At 66.1% G+C, this 22,454-nt stretch carries 17 protein-coding genes; 8 read left to right on the top strand and 9 right to left on the bottom strand.

The annotated features are described in order from the left end of the window. Window positions 1-3: 3 nt before the first annotated feature. On the top strand, window positions 4-2,991 hold the full coding sequence (locus tag M8445_RS08005; protein WP_273987200.1) for an insulinase family protein: 2,988 nt from the start codon (window positions 4-6) through the stop codon (window positions 2,989-2,991). 194 nt (window positions 2,992-3,185) lie between these two features. Here the strand turns inward: M8445_RS08005 and M8445_RS08010 are convergent, their stop codons facing one another. The 3 genes from M8445_RS08010 to M8445_RS08020 all read right to left on the bottom strand — a co-directional run bounded on the left by M8445_RS08010 (window position 3,186) and on the right by M8445_RS08020 (window position 7,879). Continuing rightward, window positions 3,186-4,172: an MBL fold metallo-hydrolase gene (locus tag M8445_RS08010; protein ID WP_273987202.1), complete on the bottom strand. Its 987-nt coding sequence runs from the start codon at window positions 4,170-4,172 to the stop codon at window positions 3,186-3,188. 377 nt (window positions 4,173-4,549) lie between these two features. Next, the gene (locus M8445_RS08015; protein WP_273987204.1) at window positions 4,550-7,180 is read right to left on the bottom strand and encodes a sensor domain-containing protein; all 2,631 of its coding nucleotides are present in this window, start codon (window positions 7,178-7,180) and stop codon (window positions 4,550-4,552) included. A gap of 195 nt (window positions 7,181-7,375) precedes the next feature. Beyond that, the gene (locus tag M8445_RS08020) at window positions 7,376-7,879 is read right to left on the bottom strand and encodes a DUF3197 domain-containing protein (RefSeq protein ID WP_273987206.1); all 504 of its coding nucleotides are present in this window, start codon (window positions 7,877-7,879) and stop codon (window positions 7,376-7,378) included. A gap of 95 nt (window positions 7,880-7,974) precedes the next feature. Between M8445_RS08020 and M8445_RS08025 the strand changes: the two genes are divergently transcribed. Further along, entirely contained in the window at window positions 7,975-8,673 is a 699-nt protein-coding gene (locus M8445_RS08025; protein ID WP_273987207.1) for a S4 domain-containing protein, read from the top strand. Window positions 8,674-8,683: 10 nt separating this feature from the next. Then, a complete protein-coding gene (zapE, locus tag M8445_RS08030) occupies window positions 8,684-9,685 on the top strand; it encodes a cell division protein ZapE (protein WP_273987209.1) in 1,002 nt (333 codons plus the stop codon). A gap of 319 nt (window positions 9,686-10,004) precedes the next feature. Here zapE and dnaG read toward each other — a convergent pair whose 3' ends face one another. After that, window positions 10,005-11,777, bottom strand: a complete 1,773-nt coding sequence (dnaG, locus tag M8445_RS08035) for a DNA primase (protein ID WP_273987211.1) — start codon at window positions 11,775-11,777, stop codon at window positions 10,005-10,007. Window positions 11,778-12,038: 261 nt separating this feature from the next. On the opposite strand from dnaG, the gene M8445_RS08040 reads away from it, so the two are divergent. The 3 genes from M8445_RS08040 (at window position 12,039) to M8445_RS08050 (ending at window position 13,944) form a co-directional block, all read left to right on the top strand. Further along, on the top strand, window positions 12,039-12,368 hold the full coding sequence (locus M8445_RS08040; protein WP_273987212.1) for a cupin domain-containing protein: 330 nt from the start codon (window positions 12,039-12,041) through the stop codon (window positions 12,366-12,368). Between the two features lie 154 nt (window positions 12,369-12,522). Further along, window positions 12,523-13,089, top strand: coding sequence for a type 1 glutamine amidotransferase domain-containing protein (locus tag M8445_RS08045; RefSeq protein WP_273987214.1), 567 nt, complete (start codon window positions 12,523-12,525; stop codon window positions 13,087-13,089). A 99-nt stretch (window positions 13,090-13,188) separates the two neighbouring features. After that, complete coding sequence (locus M8445_RS08050; protein ID WP_273987215.1) at window positions 13,189-13,944, top strand: sugar nucleotide-binding protein; 756 nt, start codon at window positions 13,189-13,191, stop codon at window positions 13,942-13,944. Window positions 13,945-14,568: 624 nt separating this feature from the next. On the opposite strand, the gene M8445_RS08055 is transcribed toward M8445_RS08050, so the two are convergent. The 5 genes from M8445_RS08055 to gcvT all read right to left on the bottom strand — a co-directional run bounded on the left by M8445_RS08055 (window position 14,569) and on the right by gcvT (window position 21,061). Beyond that, window positions 14,569-15,237, bottom strand: coding sequence for an HNH endonuclease (locus M8445_RS08055; protein WP_273987216.1), 669 nt, complete (start codon window positions 15,235-15,237; stop codon window positions 14,569-14,571). Beyond that, the gene (locus tag M8445_RS08060) at window positions 15,197-16,438 is read right to left on the bottom strand and encodes an AAA family ATPase (RefSeq protein WP_273987218.1); all 1,242 of its coding nucleotides are present in this window, start codon (window positions 16,436-16,438) and stop codon (window positions 15,197-15,199) included. Before M8445_RS08060 ends, M8445_RS08055 begins: the two co-directional genes overlap by 41 nt. A gap of 54 nt (window positions 16,439-16,492) precedes the next feature. After that, window positions 16,493-19,372 carry an aminomethyl-transferring glycine dehydrogenase gene (gcvP, locus tag M8445_RS08065; protein WP_273987220.1) on the bottom strand — a complete coding sequence of 960 codons (2,880 nt, stop codon included), beginning with the start codon at window positions 19,370-19,372 and terminating at the stop codon, window positions 16,493-16,495. Window positions 19,373-19,545: 173 nt separating this feature from the next. Continuing rightward, window positions 19,546-19,908 carry a glycine cleavage system protein GcvH gene (gcvH, locus tag M8445_RS08070; protein ID WP_273987222.1) on the bottom strand — a complete coding sequence of 121 codons (363 nt, stop codon included), beginning with the start codon at window positions 19,906-19,908 and terminating at the stop codon, window positions 19,546-19,548. Window positions 19,909-19,990: 82 nt separating this feature from the next. Next, entirely contained in the window at window positions 19,991-21,061 is a 1,071-nt protein-coding gene (gene gcvT / locus M8445_RS08075; protein WP_273987225.1) for a glycine cleavage system aminomethyltransferase GcvT, read from the bottom strand. Between the two features lie 138 nt (window positions 21,062-21,199). Between gcvT and M8445_RS08080 the strand changes: the two genes are divergently transcribed. Together M8445_RS08080 and M8445_RS08085 are read left to right on the top strand one after the other, a co-directional pair. Then, window positions 21,200-21,754, top strand: coding sequence for a 2'-5' RNA ligase family protein (locus M8445_RS08080; RefSeq protein WP_273987226.1), 555 nt, complete (start codon window positions 21,200-21,202; stop codon window positions 21,752-21,754). 47 nt (window positions 21,755-21,801) lie between these two features. Next, window positions 21,802-22,428 (top strand): SDR family NAD(P)-dependent oxidoreductase, encoded by a 627-nt coding sequence (locus M8445_RS08085; protein WP_273987227.1) that lies wholly within the window; start codon window positions 21,802-21,804, stop codon window positions 22,426-22,428. Window positions 22,429-22,454: the final 26 nt, after the last annotated feature.

A 22,454-nucleotide genomic window follows, 5' to 3' on the forward strand; every position in this document is an offset into this window, starting at 1 on the left:
GGCATGACTTCACTGCCAACTACTGCGCTGGTATCTCCTGCGCTGCCCGCCGCGCCCCGCGTGGGCGAGCGCCTGGGCCGCTACACCGTCGAGCGGGTCGAGACCCTGCCGGAAATGCAGGGCACGCTGGTCCTGCTGTCGCACGAGCTGGGCGCGCGGCACGCGCACGTGATCCGCGACGACGACAACGCCGCGTTCGCCGTGACCTTCCCGACCGTCCCGAAAGACAGCACGGGCGTGGCGCACATCCTGGAGCACATCGTCCTGATGGGCAGCCAGCGTTACCCGGTGCCGGACCCGTTCTTCGCGATGCTGCCGCGCAGCCTGAACACCTTCATGAACGCCATGACCAGCAACGACTGGACCACGTACCCGTTCAGCACCCGCAACGAGCAGGACTTCTTCAACCTGCTGGGCGTGTACCTGGACGCCACGTTCTTCCCGCTGATGCGCTACGAGTCCTTCCGGCAGGACGGGCACCGCTTCGAATTCCAGACGCCCGAGGACCCCACGACCCCGCTGAAGTTGCAGGGCGTGGTGTACAACGAGATGAAGGGCGGCATGGCCAACCCCGGCTCGGTCATGTGGCGGGCCTTCGGGAAGGCGCTGTACCCGGACCTGACGTACGCGAACAACAGCGGCGGCGCGCCCGAGAACATCCCGGAACTGACCTACGAGAACCTGCGGGCCTTCCACGCGGCGCACTACCACCCCAGCAACGCCTTCTTCTACACCTACGGGAAACTCCCGCTTCAGCGCATCCTGGACGGCATCGAGGCGCACGTCATGTCGCGTTTCGAGCGGCAGGTGCTGGACGTCAGCATTCCCGACCAGACGCCCTTCACCGCGCCGCGCGCCGAGCGGGCCGAGTACCCGGGCACCGACACGGAGCGCGGCTCGCAGGTCAGCGTCCTGTGGAAACTGGGCCTGAGCAGCGACGCCGACGCCAACCTGCGCTGGAGCGTCCTGAGTGACGTGCTGCTGGGCAACGCCGCCGCGCCCCTGACCCGCCCGCTGATCGAGTCCGGGCTGGGCGCGGGCCTCGCGGACCTCAGCGGTTACCGCGACTCGTTCCGCGAGGGGGCGTTCGCGGTGGGTCTCAAGGGCCTGGGGGCCGGGCAGGTGCAGGCCGTCGAGACGCTGGTGCTGGACACCCTGCGCGCCATCGTGCAGGGCGGCATTGCCCCGGAACTGATCGAGAGCAGCCTGCACCAGTTCGAGATCGGGCAGAAGGAAGTCAGCAACGCCGGGTACCCATTCGCGCTGCAGGTGATGTTCCGCATGCTGGGGCCGTGGCTGTACGGCGGCGACCCCCTGACCGGCCTGCGCCTGGACGCCGAACTGGACCGCCTGCGCGCCGACCTGAGTGCCGGGCGCGTGTTCGAGACCCTGATCGAGCAGGGACTGCTGAACAACCCGCACCGCGTGACGCTGGAACTCGCGCCGAACCCGGAACTCGCCGCGCGCACCGAGGCCGACGAGCAGGCCCTGATCGACCGCCTGAGCGCCGACTTCACCGACGAGGACCGCGCGCGTGTCGTGGCCGAGAGCCTGCGCCTCAAGGAGTTGCAGGCGCAGGAGCACCCGCTGGACACCCTGCCCACCCTGAGCCTGTCGGACGTGCCGCCCAGCGTGCCGCGCGTGCCGTACCGCACCGAGGACGCGGGCCGCGCCCTGATCGCCCGCATTGCCCAGCCGACCGGCGGCCTGACCTACCTGGACGTGCAGGTGCGCCTGCCGGACGTGCCGGAAGACCTGCTGGACGCCCTGCCGCTGTACGCCTTCGCCGTCACGCGCGGCGGCGCGGCTGGACAGGACTACGCGGAACTCTCGCGCCGCATGGAGGCCGTTACGGGCGGCGTGAGCGCCAGTGTCAGCGCCGGCGTGCGCCCCGACGACCTGAACGCCCTGCGCCTGAGCCTCAGCTTCAGCGGCAAGGCCCTGGCCCGCAACGCCCCCGCGCTCGCCGGGGTGATCCGCGACCTGCTGGCCGCGCCGGAATTCACCCGTGACCGCCTGGAACAACTGCTGCGCCAGCGACTCGCGGGCCTGAAAGCCAGCGTCGTGCAGAGCGGCAACGCCTACGCCGAACGCCTCGCCGGGGCGCAGGTCAGTCCCGCCGGGGTGCTGGGCGAACGCTTCGGCGGTCTGAGCGCCCTGAACACCCTCAAGGGCATCGTGGAAGGCCAGCCGGGCGCAGAGGAAACCGGGGCAGGTCAGGAAGGCGGGATCAGCGGCCTCGACGACCTGCTTGCCCGCTTTGGCCGCATCCGCGACCTGATCCTGACCGGCACGCCCGTCCTGGCCCTGACCGCCACCGAGGACGACCTGAACCTGGACCTGGGCGGCATCACCGGCCTGTTCACGGGCAGCGCTCCTGTCGGCCGCCCGGCCCCCGCCACGGCCCCCCGCACGCCGCAGGCCCGCACGACCGACTCGCCCGTTGCGTTCAATGCCGTGGCGTTCCAGACCGTGCCGTACACCCACCCGGACAGCCCCGCCCTGCTGGTCCTGTCGCGCCTGCTGCGCAGCAACTACCTGCTCAAGGAAATCCGTGAGAAGGGCGGCGCGTACGGCGGCGCGGCCAGCTTCGATACCCGCGAGGGCGTGTTCGCCATGAGCAGCTACCGCGACCCGAACATCGCCCGCACCTACCGCGTGTTCCGCGACGCCCGCGCCTTCCTCGACACCCCCCTGGGCCAGCGCGAACTGACCGAGGCGATCCTGGGCGCCAGCAAGGTCCTCGATCCCCTGACCAGCCCCGACACGGCCGGCCGCATGCGCTTCTACAGCGATCAGGCCGGGTACACGCCCGAGGTGCAGGACGCCTTCAAGGCCCGCCTGCTGGCCGTCACGCTGGACGACCTGCGCCGCGTCATGGACACCTGGCTGACCCCTGAGCGCGCCGCGTACGCCGTCGTCACGGGCCGCGACCCCAACGACGACACCCTGAAAGAACTCGGCCTGACCTTCGACGTGCAGGGCGTGTAACAGGGGAGAGAGGGGTAGGTGGCAGGAAGAGAAGTGGGGGCGGTTGGAACCGTCCCCGCTGCCACTGCCGGACACGACAGGAAAGGCCCGCATAGATCTGGTTCCGTGCGGGCCTGCTCTGTTCTCAGCGGGCGGCGGTCAGCAGCGCGGGCGTCCGATCGGGATGCCTCCCACTGCCCACTCCCCTCCCTGGTTTAGCTCCAGTTCCAGACGGTCGGCTCGAACTCGTATGAGCGGGCGTTCAGGCGGCGCAGGTGCCCGATGGCGTGGAACGGGAAGTGGTACCCGGTCACCCACAGGTTCTCGGTGACGATGCGGTTGAAGATTCGCTGGCGGGTCTGTGCGGCCAGGGCGCCGTTCGTGTCGAAGCCCACGTACGCGCCCTGGTGCTTGAGGGAGATCAGGAAGTGCCCGCCGGCGTCCCCGAGGATCATGACGCCCTGCCCGGCGCTCTGCGCCAGGACGCTCAGGTGGTTGAGGGTGTGGCCGGGCGTGGCGATGGTGGTCATGCCGGGCACGATTTCCTGGCCGGGCTGAATCAGTTTGAACTTGTCTTTCAGGCCGATCAGGTTGTTCTTCACGGCGTCGTTGGGGTTGGCCTGCGTGACCCAGAAGTTGAATTCGGCCTCACCCATGATGTGCTGCGCGTTCGCGAAGGTGGGTTTTCCGGCGGTGGTCAGGCCGCCGATGTGGTCGCCGTGCCCGTGCGTGATGAACACCACGTTCACGGTGTCCGGCTCGATCCCGGCGCGGCGCAGGTTGGTGACCAGCTGCCCGGCCGCGCCGCCCCGACCGGTGTCGATCAGGATGCGCTTGCCGTCCAGTTCGACCAGCACGGGGTTGTAGTGGTTGACGGTGTTCGTGCCGGCCACGTTGTACTCGGCGAGCGTTTCCGTGAATTCCGCCTGACGGTCCGGGTTGGCTCCCCAGGTGGGCAGCAGCGCGGCCAGCGGGGTGGTGCCGTCACTCAGGACCGTGACGGTCATGTTCCCGATCTTCTGCCGGTAGAAGCCGTTGCCGTTCATGGGCGCGGCCGGAGCCGGGGCGGGCGCAGCAGGAGCGGTCTGCGCCGAGGCCAGGGGCGCGGCGGCGGCCAGCGCGCTGGCCGTGCCGAGCAGGCGCAGGGCGTCGCGGCGGGTGGGGCCACTGGTCGTATCGGACTTGGTGCGGGGCTTGGTCATGGCGGTACCTCTATCAGGGGAGTGAGGGACGGACACCTGGGGAGGATATCCGGGAAGGCGGCTGGATTGACGGGCAGACAGACCCCTTCACGTTAAGGGACTGCTGGTAGACCAGAAAGCAGCCGGGCACACCCCGCGCCCTTCAGCGACCATTCATGGTACCGATTCCGTCTGTTTCGTTAACAACCCGGAACCACACCGGGTTGCCAACTCCACGTCCGGAATCCTCATTGCTCCTGCTTGTTCCACTCGGATTGAACGGTTTTTGCAAACCACTCAATCGGAGTCCGTATGAAATACCCGGCCCCCACGCGTCAGGAAAGGTCCTCACGGGTCGGGGGCCGGGCGCCCAGTTCAGCTTGATGGACTGATCCGGATCAGTGGTGGCGTAGCCAGTCCAGCAGTTCCGCGCTGCCCAGCGGCGGCGTGATCGCGTACCCCTGCGCGGCGTCGCAACCCAGATCGCGTAGCACGTCCAGCTGATCGGTGGTCTCGACGCCCACGGCCACCACGTTCAGGCCCAGGCGGTGCGCCAGATCAATGGTGGCCTGCACCAGTGTCAGGGACTTGTCGTCGCCGGGCAGGCGGGCCGTCAGGGTGGGGTGCAGTTTCACGGCGCTCAGCGGGAAGCGCGTCAGCGAGGCGAGGCTGCTCGCGCCGTCCCCGAAGTCGTCCACGCTCAGGCGCGCACCCAGGGACCGCAGCTGCTCCAGCAGGCCCAGCGTCTCCTGACTGTGATCGAGCAGGCTCCCGGCGGCCACCTCGATGTCGGGGGCGCCCTCGGCGGACAGCAGCGGCAGCAGGCGGCGCAGGCCACTGCTGCGGCGCAGTTCCTCCAGGCCCAGGTTCACGCTGACCGTCCAGTCCGCGAAGCGTTCCGGCAGGGCCGCGCGCACCGCCGAGCGGCCCAGCACGGCCTCCTGCACCACCCACTCGCTGATGCTGGTGATCAGGTCGCTGCGGCTCGCCAGGTCCAGGAAGCGGTTGGGGCTCAGTATGCCCAGCGTCGGGTGGTTCCAGCGCAGCAGCGCCTCGGCCCCCACCGCCCGGCCTTCACGCAGCGAGATGGCCGGCTGGTACAGCAGCGTGAACTGCTCGCCCTCGACCGCGCCGCGCAGTGCCTCCTCCAGTTCAAAGGCGCGGGCCACCTGTTCGCGCAGGTCCGGGTTGAACACGCTGACCTGATCGCGGCCCTGGCGTTTGGCGTGCTGCATGGCCACCTCGGCGTCCCCGAGGGCCGCGTCACCGGGCACGCCCGCCTTCAGTGCGGCCACACCCAGCGCCACGCTGACCGACACGTCGCGCTGACCCACCCGCAGCGGCACCTGCTGCAGCGTGGCCCGCACCCGCCCGGCCGCGCCCGCCGCGTCCACGCCGGGCAGCGTCACCGCGAAGGAATCGTCGGCCAGTCGCGCCGCCAGTCCGCGCTGCTCGTTCGCCATGTCGTTCAGGCGGGCCGCCACCTGAATCAGCAGGCGGTCGCAGCCGGTGCGGCCCAGCGCGGCGTTCAGCGCCCCGAACCCGTCGATGTCCAGGCACACGACCGTGCCCGCCTCGGGAACGGCGTTCAGCGCCTCGCGCAGCCCGGTGCGGTTCAGCAGGCCGGTCAGGGCGTCGTGCCGCGCGTCGTGCCGGATCTTCGCCTGCGCGCGGCGCAGCGCCGTCAGGTCCCGCAGGGTCAGCAGTACGCTGCCGCGCGCCCCGCCCGCCTCGCCGCCCACGCCCGTGGCGCGCAGTTCCATCTGCCGCACCGTGCCGTCCGGCAGCGCCAGCAGTACCTCCCGGCGGAAGGGCAGGGTCACGTCCTTCCATTCCGGTACGACCAGCGGGTCGCCCTCGGGCGTGAACATCCGCACGCCCAGTTCACCCAGCACCCGCGACACGCCCAGCCCCACCAGCCGCGCGGCCTCCACGCCCAGCAGCGCTGACGCCCGCTCGCTGACCAGTTGCGCGCGGCCCAGGTGATCGACCAGGATCGTGGCGTCCTCCGAGAGGGCCAGCACCTGCGTCATCACGCCCAGCGGCGCCCGCCCGTCCCGGCTGCCCGCCGAGCCCTCGGCGACCAGCAGGCCCTCCTCGGTCGTGCGGCGCACGCTGAGGGTCAGGGTGCCGCCCCCCTGCAATTCCACGTCCGCGCGGGCCGCGCCGCCCGTCGCGGCCAGCCGCACCAGGTCCCGCACCGTGTCGGACGGCACGTGCGCGAAGCACGGCCACGCCCACAGCGGCGCGCCCGTCACCACCGGTGACGCCGCCGGAAGGAGTTCCAGCAGCCCGTGACTGGCCTGCAGCACCGCCCCGGACTCTGACAGCAGCGCCGACGGCGTGTCGGTATCCAGCAGCGCCGACACCCGCGCGGCCCGCTCGTACTCGCCCGTCACGTCCTGCAGGGTCAGCATGACGCCCGCCACGGACCCCCCGTAGTACGGGCGGGCCTCGCCACGCACCCACACCAGACCGCCGGCGCGGCGCACCTGCTCGTCCGGCAGGCGCACCGACCGGCCCGCGCCCGCCTGCGACAGCACCTCCAGGAACGCCGGGCGGCCCGCGAAGACCTCCTGCACCCCGTGACCCACCACCTGCGCCTCGGACAGACCGAACAGTTCCAGGAACGGCCGGCTGACCTTCCGGAATGCCAGCTCCGAGGTCAGCCACGCCGTCGCCACCGGCAGTTGCGTGACCAGCACCTCCGTCTCGCGGTTCGTGCCGTCCACCCGCGCGGCGGCCAGCAGCATGGTCAGCACCTGCACCGCCGCCTCGGGAATCACGCCCGACTCGGCCCACAGCAGGCCCAGCAGCGACCCGTCCCGCGTGAGCCACGTCATCTCGCCCCGGTCGAACCACTCGTCGGGCGGCACCAGGTCCGGCCCGACCGACACGGCCGCCGCGTCGGCCCGCACGCGCAGCACCTCGTCACCCAGGGAAGCCAGCAGCGTCGCCTGCGGCGCATGAACGCGCAGCAGGTCACTCAGGGTCGCGTGAACGGCAGAAAAAGCAGCAAGTGGAGTCACTTCTGGATTACCTCGCGCCCCTGGCCGCCTGGGCCATGAACGCATGAAAGAAACGGAAAGAAAAGCGGCGGACAGCACTCACGCCACGAATCTTTCCACGGCGACTCTTACCGCCTTCATGCAAGTCCCTGCAGTCCCTCCCGCACGCACCCCGGCGCGCACCCGTCCCGGCCGCACCCGCCCCGCACCAGCCGCCTACGCCTCTCCCGGCGCCTTCCCCTGCGCCGCCAGGCGGGCCGCGCGCTCCGCCTCCAGACGCGCCTCCCAGTCCGCCCCCAGGTACAGGCCCGGCTCGACCGGACTGCTGGCCGCCACCACCCGCGCCACCAGCGCCCCGTCCGGATCACCCAGCCCCCGCACGTCCCCGGCCCCCACCACCGCCTCGCGCAGCAGCACGCCCGCCCCCACCGCCCAGCCCAGCAGGCCAGACAGCGCCGCCCCGCCCGCCGCGCCGAACGCCGGCCCGAACGACCACGCCACCGGCACCACCCGCCCCGACCCGCCCGAGCCCACCAGCGACCCCATCACCAGCAGCGCCCCGTACCCCGCGCCCACCCGCTCGCCCGTCCGGTCCGTGACCAGCACCAACCGCGACCCGCCCAGCGTGCCGCGCACCTCCGGGTGGCCCACGTACCCCAGCACGGCGTCCAGTGTCTCCAGCGGCGCGCCCGGCACGCCCAGCAGCTCGGTGATGTTCATGCCGCAGTGTAAGCCCCGCCCCGACGAGCGGCCGGGGCCGGGCCTGCAATCCCCCTCACGGCGCGCCCGCCGCCCGGCGCACTATTCTGCAACCCATGAAGCAGAAGCTCTCCACCCTGGTCGCCCAGGCACGCGGAGGCCGGGTCATCCGCACCCCCTTCCTCGACAGTGACGACATCGACCGCCGCCTCCTGACCGGCGACGACCTCAACCACCGCATCGCCGGCGGCTTCCCCGACGCCCGCCGCGTCATCCTGACCCTGCACCCCGCCCACATCCCCGAAGTGGACAGCGGCGTCAGCGTCTACCACGTCACCCCCGAAGACGCCGCCCCCCACTGGGACGTGCAGGACTTCAGCGTGCACCTGCGCCGCCTCGGCCTCGACGAGGACCAGCTCGGCGACCTCCGCGAGGACCGCAGCGGCTTCCTGATCGCCGCGACCGGCAAGGCCGCCCAGACCATCGAAACCCTCACTGAACTTAGCGGCCGCCACGTCACCGTGAACCCCATCGGCGAGAGCGCCGGCAAGAGCAGCAAGGTCCGCGAAGTCGTCGTGCCCAGCATGCGCGTCGATGTGGTCGGCGCCAAAGGCTTCGGCGTCAGCCGCGCGTACTTTCAGCAGGGCATCGACGGCGGAAAAGTCCGCCTGAACGGCAGCCCGGCGCGGGCCAGCAGCGAAATCCGCGAAGGCGACAGCCTCAGCGCCGACGGCCTCGGCCGCATCGACTTCAAACGCGTCGTGAACGAAACCCGGCGCGGCAACTACAAAGTCGAACTCGACGTTCACAAGTGAAGCCCCGCCCGTGATCGACCTCACCACCCGCAACCCCACCCTGCAACCAGAACAACTCACCCACGACCTCACCCCCAGCCACCGCTACCAGCACGTGCGCCTCGACACGTACGCGCCCAACCCCGACTACCCCAGCCAGGCGCAGGCCCGCACCGCCATCCAGGCCTTCCTGAAAGGCGCGCAGGTCCGCCCCGGCGGCTTCCGCCTGTTCCGCCGCGCCAAACCCGAAGGACGCGGCCTGTACCTCGACGGCGGCTTCGGCGTCGGCAAAACCCACCTGCTCGCCAGCGCCTACCACGCCACCGACGGCACCCGCGCCCTCATGAGCTTCCAGGACCTCATGTACATCATCGGCGCGCTCGGCATGACCCGCGCCACCGACGCCTTCCGCACCCACGACCTCCTCCTCATCGACGAATTCGAACTCGATGACCCCGGCAACACCCACATGGCCAACACCTTCCTCGGGCAGCTCATGCCCGGCGGCACCAGCGTCATCGCCACCAGCAACACTGAACCCGGCGCACTCGGCCAGGGACGCTTCAACGCCAGCGACTTCCAGCGCCAGATCCAGGGCATCGCCGACCGCTTCGACACCTACCGCATCGACGGCCCCGACTACCGCCAGCGCGGCGTGCGCCCCGAAGACACCATGACCCAGGACGAGTACCACACCTGGGAAACCCGGCAGAACCCCGCTGGCCTCGCCCACCTGACCTACCGCGACCTCAGCCGTCACCTGCTCAACGTCCACCCCAGCCGCTTCAGCCGCCTCCTGGCCGACGTGCAGGCCGTCGCCATCACCGACCTGACCCCCACCCCCGACCAGAACGTCGCCCTGCGCTTCGTTTACTTCATCGACAAACTCTACGACCTCGGCCTGAACGCCACCTTCACCGGCACCAGCCTCACAGGGCTGTTCAGCGACACGTACCGGCACGGCGCGTACGCCAAGAAGTACAGCCGCTGCCTGTCCCGCATGTCCGAGATGCTGCAAGAGGCCCGGCAGTAGGGGAGGGCTTTTGCATTCTGGGTGATTGAGCTTCCCCACCCCCCAGCCCCCATCCCCAGGGGGGACGGGGGGGCTTTCGTTGGCACTGGGCAGGTATTTCTCTGGCTTGCTGGGTGAGGATCGGGCGGGGACGGCCACAGCTCACACGCCATCCTTCGCCCCCGCTGCGGTCGCCCCGCGCGCTGCGCGCACGACGGGCTTGGTGGCCGTGACGGTTACGTCAGCCAGTCCCCAGGCTCCCCTTGAGGGGAGCTGTCAGCGAAGCTGACTGAGGGGTCCTGCGAAGCAGCCGCCCTTCCCACTCCCTACTGCCCCCGCTTCAGGCGCTGCGGCGGCTGCGTTTTTCGGCTTCGATGGCGCGTTGGAGGTCCTGGATCTGGCGGAGCATGTCGAGTTGCTGGGTGGGCGCGGCGGCGGTCAGTTGGGTTTTGAGGTTAGTGACTTCGGCTCGGAGGGCGTCGATGCTCATGCTGACCTGAATGTCGTCGACGGCGGTGGCGGCGTACGCGCCGACTTTCTGTTCGTACTGCTGGCTGTTCTCGCGGCTGATGCTGCCGGCGTCGCGGCCTTCGAACATCAGGCGGATCAGGAGTTGCTCCTCGGGTTGCCCCCGGAAGATGTCCAGGACGCCTTCGGGGGTGGGGGAGCCCTGGAGAGCCAGCATGACCTTGCGGACCATCTCGTTGCGCCAGGGGGTGGTGCCGTCCAGTTTGGCGCGGAGGCTGGGGTCGACCAGCAGTTGCCGCAGCAGGGCCATCTCGCGGTCCTCCTCGCCCCGGTGGTTGCTCATGCCTGCGAGGTGCGTGTCGGTCAGGACGCGGCGTTTGGCCTTGCTGGCAATCCATTCCAGCAGCGCTTCGGGTTTGATGCCGAGCGTCTCGCAGGCGGCGGTGCGCACTCCCTCGGCAATGTCGTCGAGGGGGTCGAGGTTCTGCATGCGCGGCAGGAGTTCCATCAGGATGCGGCGTTTGCCCTCGCTGGTGCCCACTCCGTGTTTCTCGATGGCGGCCTGCACGCGGTAGTGCACCTCGTCGAGGCCGCCGCCGATGGCCTCACGCAACTGCTCGTCCCCTCCCGCCAGGAGGGTGTCGGCGGGGTCCTTGCCGCTGGGGACGCTGGTGGCCCGCACGCGGAACTTGGCGCCCAGCACCTGATCCAGCCCGGACAGCGTGGCTTTCAGGCCCGCCTCGTCACGGTCGAACAGCAGCACGAGGCTCTGCGAGCCCAGCCGTTCCAGCAGCGTGGCGTGCTCGGCGGTCAGGGCGGTCCCCAGGCTGGCGACCGCGCCGGTGAAGCCGTGCTGGTGCATGGTGATCACGTCCATGTACCCTTCCACGACCGTCAGTTCCGCGCCGCTGCTCAGGCCCGCGCGGGCCTTGTCCAGCCCGTACAGCAGTTCACCCTTGCGGAACGCGTCGGTTTCCGGGGTGTTCAGGTACTTCGGTTTGCTGTCGTCCAGTACGCGCCCACCAAAGCCCACCAGTCGCCCCAGGTGATCACGGATGGGGAACATCACGCGCCCACGGAACCGGTCGTACACCCGCCCGGATTCCGGGTTCTCGATCAGCAGCCCGGCCTCCAGCAGTTGCCGTTCCGTCAGGCCCTTCACGCGCGCGTGCTTCAGCAGGCCGTCCCACCCCTCGGGCGCGAAGCCGATCTCGAACGACTCGATGGTCGCGTCCGTCAGGCCACGCCGCCGCAGGTACGCCAGCGCCCCCTCACCCGCCGCGCCAGTCAGGTGCTCGCGGAAGTACGCCAGTGCGAACGCGTTCACGTCGTACAGGTCGCGGTTACTGCGCTCCCCGTACTTCGCCTCGACCTGCACCCCGGCCCGCTCCGCGAGCTTACGCAGCGAATCCCCGAAACTCAGGTTCTCCGTGCGCTGCACGAAACTGAACACGTCCCCGCCCGCCTTACAGCCAAAACAGTAGAAGTACCCCTGATCCGTATCCACCTGAAACGAAGGCGACTTCTCCTTATGAAACGGGCACAGCCCCTTCAGGCGGCCCTTCCCGGCAGGGGAAAGGCGCACGTACTCACCCACCACCTCCGCAATGTTCAAGCGTGAACGAACCTCTTCTTTCGTTCCCATGCACCCTCACCCCCCCTGGACAGGCCGCCCGCACAACTGCACGGACGGCCCGGTAGACCCGCAGTGTACTCCACCCCCCACCCACACCGCTACACCCCGAAATGTGCGTCTGGTACGAATAAAAACATGAGAGGTGCGGCGCGGCCCGTGCCACACGCGCCCGCCCACGTGAACGCACGCCCAGCACTCCCTTCAGACCCCATGACCACCCCTGAAGGCCCCCCTCACACCCCCCACCCACCCACACGCCACCCTGAACACATGCCCACCGACACCAACACCAGCTACAAAGTCAGCCAGAGCAACACCACCCACGGCCAGGACGGCGAACACCACCTCGCGCGCGGCCAGCACAGCAGCATGCGCCTGTGGCACAACGAACAACCCAACCCCGACAAACCCGAACACACCCACGACTACGAAACCCTCGGGTACGTCATCAACGGCAAAGTCGACCTGATCATCGACGGACAGGCCATCCCCCTCCAGAGCGGCGACTCCTACCACGTGCCCGCAAACACCCCCCACACCTTCCGCGTCACCGAAACCCTGACTGCCGTCGAAGTGAACACGCCCGGCACCGACAAGTAAGCCGCCCGCACCCGCACACCCTTCCCTCTCCCCACAGAGAGGGACTTTTCATGCCCCGCCACGCACACGCAACTCAAGCCCCGCTCAACCCCCCATGAACCACCCTTCAGACCCCCATCACGCCCCCCACCCTCCCACACGCCACGCTGAACGCATGACCGACCAACCCCTGAAAGGCAAAACCATCGCCATCCTCGCCGCCGACGGAGTCGAACAGGTCGAACTCGTGAAACCCCGCGAAGCACTCGAAGCTGCCGGGGCCACCACGCACCTCATCAGCCTCAAAGCCGGGCAGATCCAGAGCATGAAAGGCGACATGGAACCCCAGGACAAATACGACGTGGACCACACCGTCACGCAGGCCAACCCCAGCGACTACGACGGCCTCCTCCTGCCCGGCGGCACCGTCAACCCCGACAAGCTGCGCCTGGACCCCTACGCCATGAAGTTCGTCCGCGCGTTCTACGACCACGGCGCACCCATCGCCGCCATCTGCCACGGCCCCTGGAGCCTCAGCGAAACCGGCATCAGCAACGGCCTGAAGATGACCAGCTGGCCCAGCCTGAAACACGAACTCACCCTCGGCGGCGCCGAATGGGTCGACCAGCAGGTCGTCGTGGACAAGGGCATCGTCACCAGCCGCAACCCGGACGACATCCCCGCCTTCAACGCCAAAATGATCGAAGAATTCCAGGAAGGCGACCACAGCAGCAAACGCTGAAGACGCAGACCAGACAGCACAGATGGGCAGGGGGCCGCACTCCACACCGGGACGCGGCCCCCACCCTGTTCCCCCGGTCCTGTCCGTACACTGCACCCCATGACCCGACCCTGGCTCGTCACCGGCCTGACCGGCACCCTCGCCCCGCACGTCGCCCACGCCCTGCAAGCACAGGGGCACACCGTCACCGGCTGGGACCGCCACACCACCCCCGCTGACGACAGCGCCGCCGCCCACGCCTACCTGCAAGCCGTGAACCCGCAGGGCATCCTGCACCTCGCCCTGGGCAGCGAAGCCTGGGCGCACGCCCTCGCCACGCACGCCCACACGCACGACCTGCCGTTCGTGTTCACCAGCACCGCCATGGTCTTCCACCACCACCCAGACGGCCCACACCACCCCGGCGACCCCACCACCGCACAGGACGACTACGGACAGCTGAAAGCCCGCACCGAACAGACCATCCGCACCGCGCGCCCCCGCGCCGTCATCGCCCGCATCGGCTGGCAGATCCACCCCACCGCCACCGGCAACAACATGACCCAGCAACTCCAGGCACAACACGACCAGAACGGCCATATCCGCGCCAGCCGCCACTGGACACCCGCCACCTCCTTCATGACCGACACCGCCCACGCCCTCGCAGCCCTCGCGCAGGACGGCACCAGCGGCACCGTCCACCTGGACAGCAACGCCCACAACGCCCTCACCTTCCCGGAACTCGTGCGCGGCCTCGCCCGGCACCTGAACCGCGACTGGGTGGTCGAGGAGACGGACGACTACACGCACGACCAGCGGCTCGTGGACGACACCACCCGCCTGCCCGGCCTACGCGAACGCCTCGGGCTGGCGTAAACGTCACTTGAGATCAGCGGGCGGCTATTCCGGCTGAGTTGCGTGCTGCCCCACCCCCCAGCCCCCTACCCCAGAGGGGCAGGGGGAGCAGTCGCTGCGCTCGGCAAGAGGTTCTACTGCCACGCCGCACCTGCAATGGGCGGTGACGTGTCCGGCCTCGACGCCATCCTCCCGCCCCCACTGGAAGGCCCGCGCGCTTCGCGCACGACGGCTCGGGGGGAGAACGGCGACGACCATTCCCACCCCCCGCCCCGTTCGACAGCCAGAGGCCAAAGCGGGAGCCGGGGCGCGAATCTTAAAACGTTTGTGCTTTTGACCTGAGCGAAGTTTAGTGTGGAATTAACGAAGTAAGGCAGTCCTAAAATATGACACTGAAACTCATGTGGCCTCAGCCGGGATATACTAAATTGGCTGGATTCTGCCCCTCTAGGGCATTTTCCCGAATTACAGTATCAGAAAAAAGACGTCTGATGGGTCTATTCTTCCAAATACTCGATATAATTCACTCGCTTCACTCGGTCATAAATATTGGATCTTCATGACAAATGCTCTAATATGTGTTATCGGATACGATTTCGACTAGTCCATTTATGCATATTAGAAAGTCAGCTGCCATGGTTTGTTTCAGATATTTGCGTTTTCCTTATCGTAATTTCTTAAAAAAACAATTAATGATTTTGGGTTATTCGACATTAGTAAACTCATTGATGCGTGGAAGAATTCTTTATCGTCAGTTTCCAATCCTGTCAGGAAGTCTAGAGCAATTCGATCAAGATTGCATACTTCTTTTGTCTTTTTCCCCTTTCCCTTCCTACCAACATAAAATCCGCCTATTATTTCAATATGATCCGAATATCTATCTAGTCTGGGATGTACTATCTTATAATTAGATGAGCTCAGAGAATATTTATTTGAAGATGGTATTCTGTTGATTATTCGCTCTCCGCTTTTATTTCTGTTACACCATTTACAAGATAAAACTAGATTGGCCGAAGTGAATACATGCCTGTCATCCTCGTTAATTGAGACTATATGATCAATCTGCCAGTCTTCCCTGGTCAGCTCTAAAAGAGCTCTCTGGCAATAAAAACAGCAGGAGCGCTGTTTAATTAAGAGTTTTCCCTTAATTTTGGCGAGGATGGGCTGTATATCTTCATGAGACCACATCTCCCTGGCAGAAAGCCCGAGCTTTACTACCTTAGCTATGGTAGTTTTGTCCTCATCTGCAAATAGTTCTTCTTTATCTACGAAATCAATTCTTATCATCGTAGATATTCCGCTTGAGAATTTCATGAATCAAGGTTTTACTATCATTTTCATCAATATGTCTATAAAATTCTCTAAGCATTTTTTTGTATTGAGTAAACTCTGTACTATCATTCCTTTCGTATGCGTCTATAGCCTTAACTATAGTTGACTTTACTAGATAGCTATCGGGAGTAATTGTGTCGAAATACTCCAAATAAATTTCCTCGATTGACGTTGGGTTATCGACGTCAACTGCATGTAAGTTGCTCTCCTGTCCTAAATTATATATTTCAGATAATTCTTTATCAACGCAGGATATAATTATAGGTGAATGAGTGGCTATAAAAAAGCAGCAGTTTCTATGAAAAGCAGCAATTTTATATAATATTTCACAGTACTTTATCTGCCACGCAGGATGCAGACTAATTTCAGGCTCATCTATGAGTACTACTGAGCCATCCGTAATTGTGCTGGCAAGAACCATAAGGCCAACGAAAAAACTTAGCTGACCAGAACTCAAATTATCGGCGTCCTCCCATTCTCCCGCCTTATAATTTAATATCCTCCTCACTCTCAAAATCCCAAGTCGGCGTAATTCAAGCAACGCGTCAACCAGATTTGTTTGTGGAAATAGTCCTTGATTGACGAGTTCAACACCGATAAGGATACCACTATGCTTTAATTGGTTTTTATCTACTAATCTGATTTCACCTGGCTTAATATTTAATTCAAAGCTCTTCAACTCAATTAAATCTCTTGCTGTGCTTGATAGGCTATCCATACTTCTCAGTCGTGCAAATGTACTAATATTAGTGGATATAGTGACCACAAACTCAGGAGACATATTTGCGATTTGTGAAATTTCTGAGAAAAGAGACTCTTTGTTGTCACTTGACTTCGCAAATTCAACTGCCGCTTGGAAAAGTAAGGAAAATTTAGCTGCTCCGGGAGAGAAGCCTATCTTTTCAATAGGAATTTCCCTTGATTTAAATGGTCGATCAGAAAATTTATTAAATGGAGCCATGGAGTACGCGATCAATTTCTCGGGCCTGCCCTCCATAACTATTTTTGGAGCACTGAATTTAGACCGCCGACCATTCATATAGCTGGACGTAATATAGGTTGCAATGTCAAGAAGACGCTGACTTTTGCCTGATCCGTTATCGCCAGTAAAAAAGATAAATTCATTCTGTCGTTCAGGCTTGTGCTTAAAGTGAAACTTACTATCAACAATTTCAATAATCACGGGTTAGCCTGAATTATGCATGCCACACGCCAGTGATAACCAGATTCTATGCATTTATGCTGAACTATTGGCATACTCCTCCACCGGCGGGCAGCTGCACACGAAATTCCTGTCGCCGTACACGTTGTCCACTCTATTCACGCTGGGCCAGTATTTCCACTGCTTTTGCGTGCTCGTGGGGTAGGCGGCGGTGGCGCGGCTGTACGCCCTCTCCCACTCGCCCTCGATCAGGTCGTCCTGGGTGTGGGGCGCGTGCTTCAGCGGGCTGTCGGCGGCGGCGATCAGTTCGTCCTGCACGTCCTGAATCTCGCGGCGTATGCCCAGCATGGCGGCAATGAACCGGTCGAGTTCCGCGCGGGGTTCGCTTTCGGTGGGTTCGATCATCAGGGTGCCGGGCACGGGGAAGCTCATGGTGGGGGCGTGGAAGCCGTAGTCCATGAGGCGCTTGGCGACGTCTTCCTCGGTGATGCCGCTGGCGGCTTTCAGGGGGCGCAGGTCGATGATGCACTCGTGCGCCACGCGGCCGTTCAGGCCGGTGTACAGCACGGGGAACGCGCCTTTCAGGTGGTGGGCGATGTAGTTGGCGTTCAGCAGGGCGACCTGCGTGGCCTTCTTCAGGCCGGGCGCGCCGAGCAGGCGGATGTACAGGTACGAGATGGGGAGGATGCTGGCGCTGCCGTACGGGGCGGCGCTGACGGCCCCGGTGTGGCTCTCGCTGGTGGGCCGCACGGCGTGGTTCGGCAGGTACGGCGCGAGGTGCGCCTTGACGCCAATCGGGCCCATGCCCGGCCCGCCGCCGCCGTGGGGAATGGCGAAGGTCTTGTGCAGGTTCAGGTGGCTCACGTCGCTGCCGATCAGACCGGGTTTGGTCAGGCCGACCTGGGCGTTCATGTTCGCGCCGTCCAGGTACACCTGCCCGCCGTGCTGGTGGATCAGTTCGCACGCTTCGGTCACGCGTTCCTCGTACACGCCGTGCGTGCTGGGGTACGTGATCATCAGCGCGCCCAGGTTCTCGCTGTGCTTCTCGGCCTGGGTTTTCAGGTCGTCCATGTCGATGTTGCCGTCCGCGTCGGTCTTCACGACCACGACCTGCATGCCCATCATGGCGGCGCTGGCGGGGTTCGTGCCGTGCGCGCTGGCGGGGATCAGGCAGATGGTGCGGTGGCTCTCGCCCCGGCTCTCGTGGTACTTGCGGATGACCAGCAGGCCCGCGTACTCGCCCTGCGCGCCGCTGTTCGGCTGGAGGCTCACGGCGTCGTACCCGGTGATGTCCGCCAGCCACGCCTCCAGTTCGGTCAGCATCTCGGCGTAACCTTCGGTCTGGTCGGCGGGCGCGAAGGGGTGCAGCTGGCCGAACTCGGGCCACGTCACGGGAATCATCTCGGTGGTGGCGTTCAGTTTCATGGTGCAGCTGCCCAGCGGGATCATGCCGTGCGTCAGGCTGTAATCCTTGTTCTCCAGGCTCTTCAGGTAGCGCAGCATGCCGTGCTCGCTGTGGTGCGTGTTGAACACCGGGTGCGAGAGGTACTCGCTCTCTCGCTTCAGGTCGCCGGGGATGCCGTCCACGTACACGCCGTCCAGGTCGAGGTCAGCATCGGGCCGCGTGCCGGTGATGGCGTGAATGAGGTCAATAACGTCGCCGGGCGTGGTCGTCTCGTCCACGCTGACCGTCACCCACACGTTCCCCTTGCCGTAGCGCAGGTTCATGCCCAGCCCCAGCGCCCGCTCGCGCACGGTGTCCACGTCGTCCGGTTTCACGGTGACCGTGTCGAAGTACGTGTCCGAGCCCAGGCGCAGGCCTGCGGCCTTCAGCGCCCCGGCCAGCGCCCCCGCGAGGCGCTGCGTGCGCTCCGCGATGGTCTGAATGCCTTTCGGCCCGTGGTACACGGCGTACGCGGCGGCCATGTTCGCCAGCAGGGCCTGCGCGGTGCAGATGTTGCTGGTGGCCTTCTCGCGGCGGATGTGCTGCTCGCGCGTCTGCATCGCCATGCGCAGCGCGGGGCGGCCCTTCACGTCCTTACTCACGCCGATCACGCGGCCCGGCATGCTGCGCTGGAAGTCGCTGCGGCACGCCAGGAACGCCGCGTGCGGCCCGCCGAAGCCCATCGGCACGCCCAGGCGCTGCGCGCTGCCGATCACGATGTCCGCGCCCATCTCACCCACGGGTTTCACCAGCGCGGAGGCCAGCAGGTCCGTCGCCGCGACCAGCAGCCCGCCCTGCGCGTGCACGGCGTCAGCAACGGGCGACAGGTCGTGCAGGTCGCCGTACGTGCCCGGCGTCTGCATCAGCACCCCGAAGCACTCCGGCAGCTCGGCGGCCATCTGAGCGGCCTTCACTTCCACGATCTCGAACCCGAAGTACTCCGCGCGGGTCTTGATCACGTCCTTCGTCTGCGGGTGCACGTCGTGCGCCAGCACGAACACGTTGCTCTTGCTCTTGCCGGCGCGCTTGGCGAGGGTCATGGCCTCGGCGGCGGCGGTCGCCTCGTCCAGCAGGCTGGCGTTGCTGACCGGCATGGCGGTCAGGTCCATGACCGTCTGCTGGAAGTTCAGCAGCATCTCCAGGCGACCCTGCGAAATCTCGGCCTGATACGGCGTGTACGCCGTGTACCAGCCCGGGTTCTCCAGCAGGTTGCGCAGGATCACGCCCGGCGTGTGCGTCCCGCTGTACCCCATCCCGATGTAACTGCGGAACACCTTGTTCTTCGCGGCGACCGCTTTCAGGTCGGCCAGTGCCTGCGCTTCCGTGACCGGCCCGCCCACCTGCAACTCGCCCCGGAACTGAATGCTGTCCGGCAGGGTCGTATCACTCAGTTCATCCAGGCTGCCCACGCCCAGCTGCTCAAGCATGGCGGCCTGTTCGGCCTCGGTCGGCCCGATGTGACGGTCAGTGAAATCAGCGGTCTGAAGCAGGTCGGTCAGGGAACGGGTCATGGAGTACTCCTGGGGGTGGGGCGTTGAGGCTGGGTTCGCGTCCCCTCACCCCGGCCCTCTCCCGCAGGGGGAGAGGGAGAAAAAGAATGCCAAACTCCCCTCTCCCCTCGCGGGAGAGGGGTCGGGGGTGAGGGGGAAATTCAGCGACTCACTCGCCCATTCCCCTCACGCCTTCAGTTGTTCGCGGCTTCGTACTCGGCGGCGTCCATCAGGTCGCCTTCGCCGGTCACGTCGAGTTTGAACAGCCAGCCGCCCTCGTAGGGGCCGCTGTTCACGAGTTCGGGCGTGCCGGTCAGTTCGTCGTTCACGGCCACGATGGTGCCGCTGGCGGGCGCGTAGATGTCGCTGGCGGTCTTGACGCTCTCGACGACGGCGACGGTCTCGCCGGCGGTCACGACGCGGCCCACTTCGGGCAGTTCGACGTACACCACGTCGCCCAGCTGGTCCTGCGCGAAGTGGGTGATGCCGACGGTGCCGTCAGAGGCGAGCCATTCGTGCGAGGCGGCGTACTTCAGTTCGGTGGGGGTGTTCGTCATGGTCGTATTCTCCGGGTTTCGGGGGTGGGGGGTGTGTGCGGGGGGCCGCAGTGCGCGGGAGGCGGGGTGTGCCGCGTCCGGCTTAGCGTTTGTAGAACGGCAGTGGCACGCGGGTGGCGGGGTGATCCTTACCGCGCACCTCGACCTCGAACGATTCGAGGGTGGCGTGCGCGGCGTCGACCAGTGCCATGGCGATGGGGTGCCCGAAGGTGGGGCTGCTGCTGCCGCTCGTGACGTGCCCGACGACCACGCCGCCAACCTTGACGGGGTAGCCCTCGCGGACCGGCACGCGCTCCAGCTTCAGGCCGATCAGGGTCTGCGTAGGGATTGCGCGGATGTGTTCGTGGCCGACGTGAGTCTTGTCTTTCACGACCCAGCTGTAGGTGCTGCTCAGCGGGTGGATGGTGTCGCTGAACTCATGCCCGTACAGCGGGAAGCCCGCCTCCAGGCGCAGGGTGTCGCGCGCGCCCAGCCCGGCGGGCGTGAAGCCCACGGCCAGGAGTTTGTCCCAGATGGTTTCGGCCTCGCTGGCGTCCGTGAACACCTCGAAGCCGTCCTCGCCGGTGTACCCGGTGCGGGCCAGCCACACGTCGAAGCCGAACAGTTTGGCGGGGAAGAAGGCGTTCTTCTTTCTGGCACTCAGGTCGGTGTCGGTGTGGGGTTGCAGCAGCGCCTCGGTCTGCGGGCCCTGCGCGGCCAGCAGGCCCCAGCGGTCGCTCTCGTCGGTCAGGGTCACGTCGAAGCCCTCGGCGTGCGCGTTCAGGTGCGTCCAGTCCTTGGCGATGTTGCTGGCATTCACGACCGTCAGGTACTCGCCTTCGGCGACCATGTAGATGTAGATGTCGTCTACCAGACCACCGGAGACGCCCGGCAGCCAGTTGTACTGCGCGCGGCCGGGCTTCAGTTTGCTCACGTCGTTGGTCGTCACGTTCTGCAGGAACGCCAGCGCACCCGCGCCCTGCACGCGGAATTCGCCCATGTGGGACACGTCGAACACGCCAGCCTTCGTGCGCACGGCGTCGTGTTCGGCTTTCACGCCCGCGTACTGCACGGGCATGTCCCACCCGCCGAAGGGCACCATGCGGGCCCCGGCGCGCAGGTGCGCGGCATGTAACGGCGTCCGCTTCAGCGGCTCGGTGGGGGACTGGTTCACACCTGAAACTGTAGCCGAGCAGCCCCCAGTGCGTCCAAGCGGGCTGGACGCACTGGGAGGCTTCTGGATGGCACGCGGAACCCGTCACGGTCGTCTGGAACGCACTTGCGGCCCTGAGCAGCGCGTACCCTGGGAGGCGTGTCTCCCTCATTCCTGCTGGCTGCTCTGCCGCCCCCTGACCTGACCGGGCGGGTCCGTGCCTTCCGCGCCAGTCACGCTTTGCGGGACGCGGCCGACACGCCGCACGTGACCGTCAAGGCCCGCAGCGGACTGACCGGGGACCTGCACTGGGTCCCGGCAGCGCGGGCGGTTATGGCAGCCACTGCGCCCCTGACCCTGACTGTGGGCGGCCCGGCCGTCTTCGGGAACGGCAGTGCCCTGTTCCTGCGGGTGGAGAGTGCGGACCTCGTGCGCCTGCACGTGGCGCTGCTGGACGCCCTGCGGCCCGCCCGGCGATTCGGGTACGAGGGACCGCACCTGACGCCACACCTGTCCGTGGCGCTGGCCCGGCGCGGCCTGGACCTGCCCGCCCTGCTGCCCGCCGCGCAGGCGGCCTTCGCGGACCTGACGGACCACCCATTGACCTTCACCGCGCAGGCCGTCACGCTGATGCGCAAACCCGGTCCCGGCGCCCCGTACCAGCCCGCCGGGGACTGGCTGCTCGGTACAGACGGGCCGCCGGGTCTGGACTGAACGCCCGCGTACCGTCCATGCCCGCCACCTGCGGTTCACTGATGGGCATGAACACCCTGATCATCGGAGCGACCGGCGGGATCGGCGCAGCCACGGCCCGCGCCCTGGCCGCGCAGGGCGACACCCTGACCCTCAGCGGGCGGAACGAGGCGACCCTCGGCGCCCTGGCTGCCGAACTGGGCGCGGCCCACCACGTCGCCGACGTGGGGTACGAGAGTCACGTCCGCGCGCTGCTGGACGGCCTCGAACCGCTGGATACGCTGATCTACGCGGCGGGCGCGGCCCTCCCGGAACCCCTGAAAGACGCCGATCCCGGCCACGTGCGGGCCGTGTGGAACGCCAATTACTTCGGGGCGCTGTGGGTCCTCAAGCACGGTCTGGGCCGCCTGAATCCCGGTGCGCGCGTGTACCTGATCGGCGCGAAACCCGAACTGGTCACCGCGCGCGGTTTCAGCCAGTACGCGGCCAGCAAGGCCGCCCTGGCCCGCGCCGCCGAGATCGCCCGCCTCGAAACGCGCGGCACCGACATTACCCTGGTCCTGCCACCCGCCGTGGACACGGCGCTGTGGGCGCAGGTGGGTCGCGTGCCGCGCGGCGCCGTGACGCCCGATGTGGTCGCCCAGGCCATCGCCGCCGACCGCGCCGGCCCCGCGCAGACCGAACTGATCCTCTGATACGGACTCTGGTTGAATGGTGGGCA

The sequence above is a fragment of the Deinococcus aquaticus genome (assembly GCF_028622095.1).
Taxonomy (GTDB): Bacteria; Deinococcota; Deinococci; order Deinococcales; family Deinococcaceae; genus Deinococcus; species Deinococcus aquaticus.

What these genes read in the sequence shown, in the direction of transcription:
- M8445_RS08005 (WP_273987200.1), top strand. Translation starts at nt 4, where the DNA reads ATGACTTCACTGCCAACTACTGCGCTGGTATCTCCTGCGCTGCCCGCC.
- M8445_RS08010 (WP_273987202.1), bottom strand. Translation starts at nt 4,172, where the DNA reads ATGACCAAGCCCCGCACCAAGTCCGATACGACCAGTGGCCCCACCCGC.
- M8445_RS08020 (WP_273987206.1), bottom strand. Translation starts at nt 7,879, where the DNA reads ATGAACATCACCGAGCTGCTGGGCGTGCCGGGCGCGCCGCTGGAGACA.
- M8445_RS08025 (WP_273987207.1), top strand. Translation starts at nt 7,975, where the DNA reads ATGAAGCAGAAGCTCTCCACCCTGGTCGCCCAGGCACGCGGAGGCCGG.
- dnaG (WP_273987211.1), bottom strand. Translation starts at nt 11,777, where the DNA reads ATGGGAACGAAAGAAGAGGTTCGTTCACGCTTGAACATTGCGGAGGTG.
- M8445_RS08040 (WP_273987212.1), top strand. Translation starts at nt 12,039, where the DNA reads ATGCCCACCGACACCAACACCAGCTACAAAGTCAGCCAGAGCAACACC.
- M8445_RS08045 (WP_273987214.1), top strand. Translation starts at nt 12,523, where the DNA reads ATGACCGACCAACCCCTGAAAGGCAAAACCATCGCCATCCTCGCCGCC.
- M8445_RS08050 (WP_273987215.1), top strand. Translation starts at nt 13,189, where the DNA reads ATGACCCGACCCTGGCTCGTCACCGGCCTGACCGGCACCCTCGCCCCG.
- M8445_RS08055 (WP_273987216.1), bottom strand. Translation starts at nt 15,237, where the DNA reads ATGAAATTCTCAAGCGGAATATCTACGATGATAAGAATTGATTTCGTA.
- gcvP (WP_273987220.1), bottom strand. Translation starts at nt 19,372, where the DNA reads ATGACCCGTTCCCTGACCGACCTGCTTCAGACCGCTGATTTCACTGAC.
- gcvH (WP_273987222.1), bottom strand. Translation starts at nt 19,908, where the DNA reads ATGACGAACACCCCCACCGAACTGAAGTACGCCGCCTCGCACGAATGG.
- M8445_RS08085 (WP_273987227.1), top strand. Translation starts at nt 21,802, where the DNA reads ATGAACACCCTGATCATCGGAGCGACCGGCGGGATCGGCGCAGCCACG.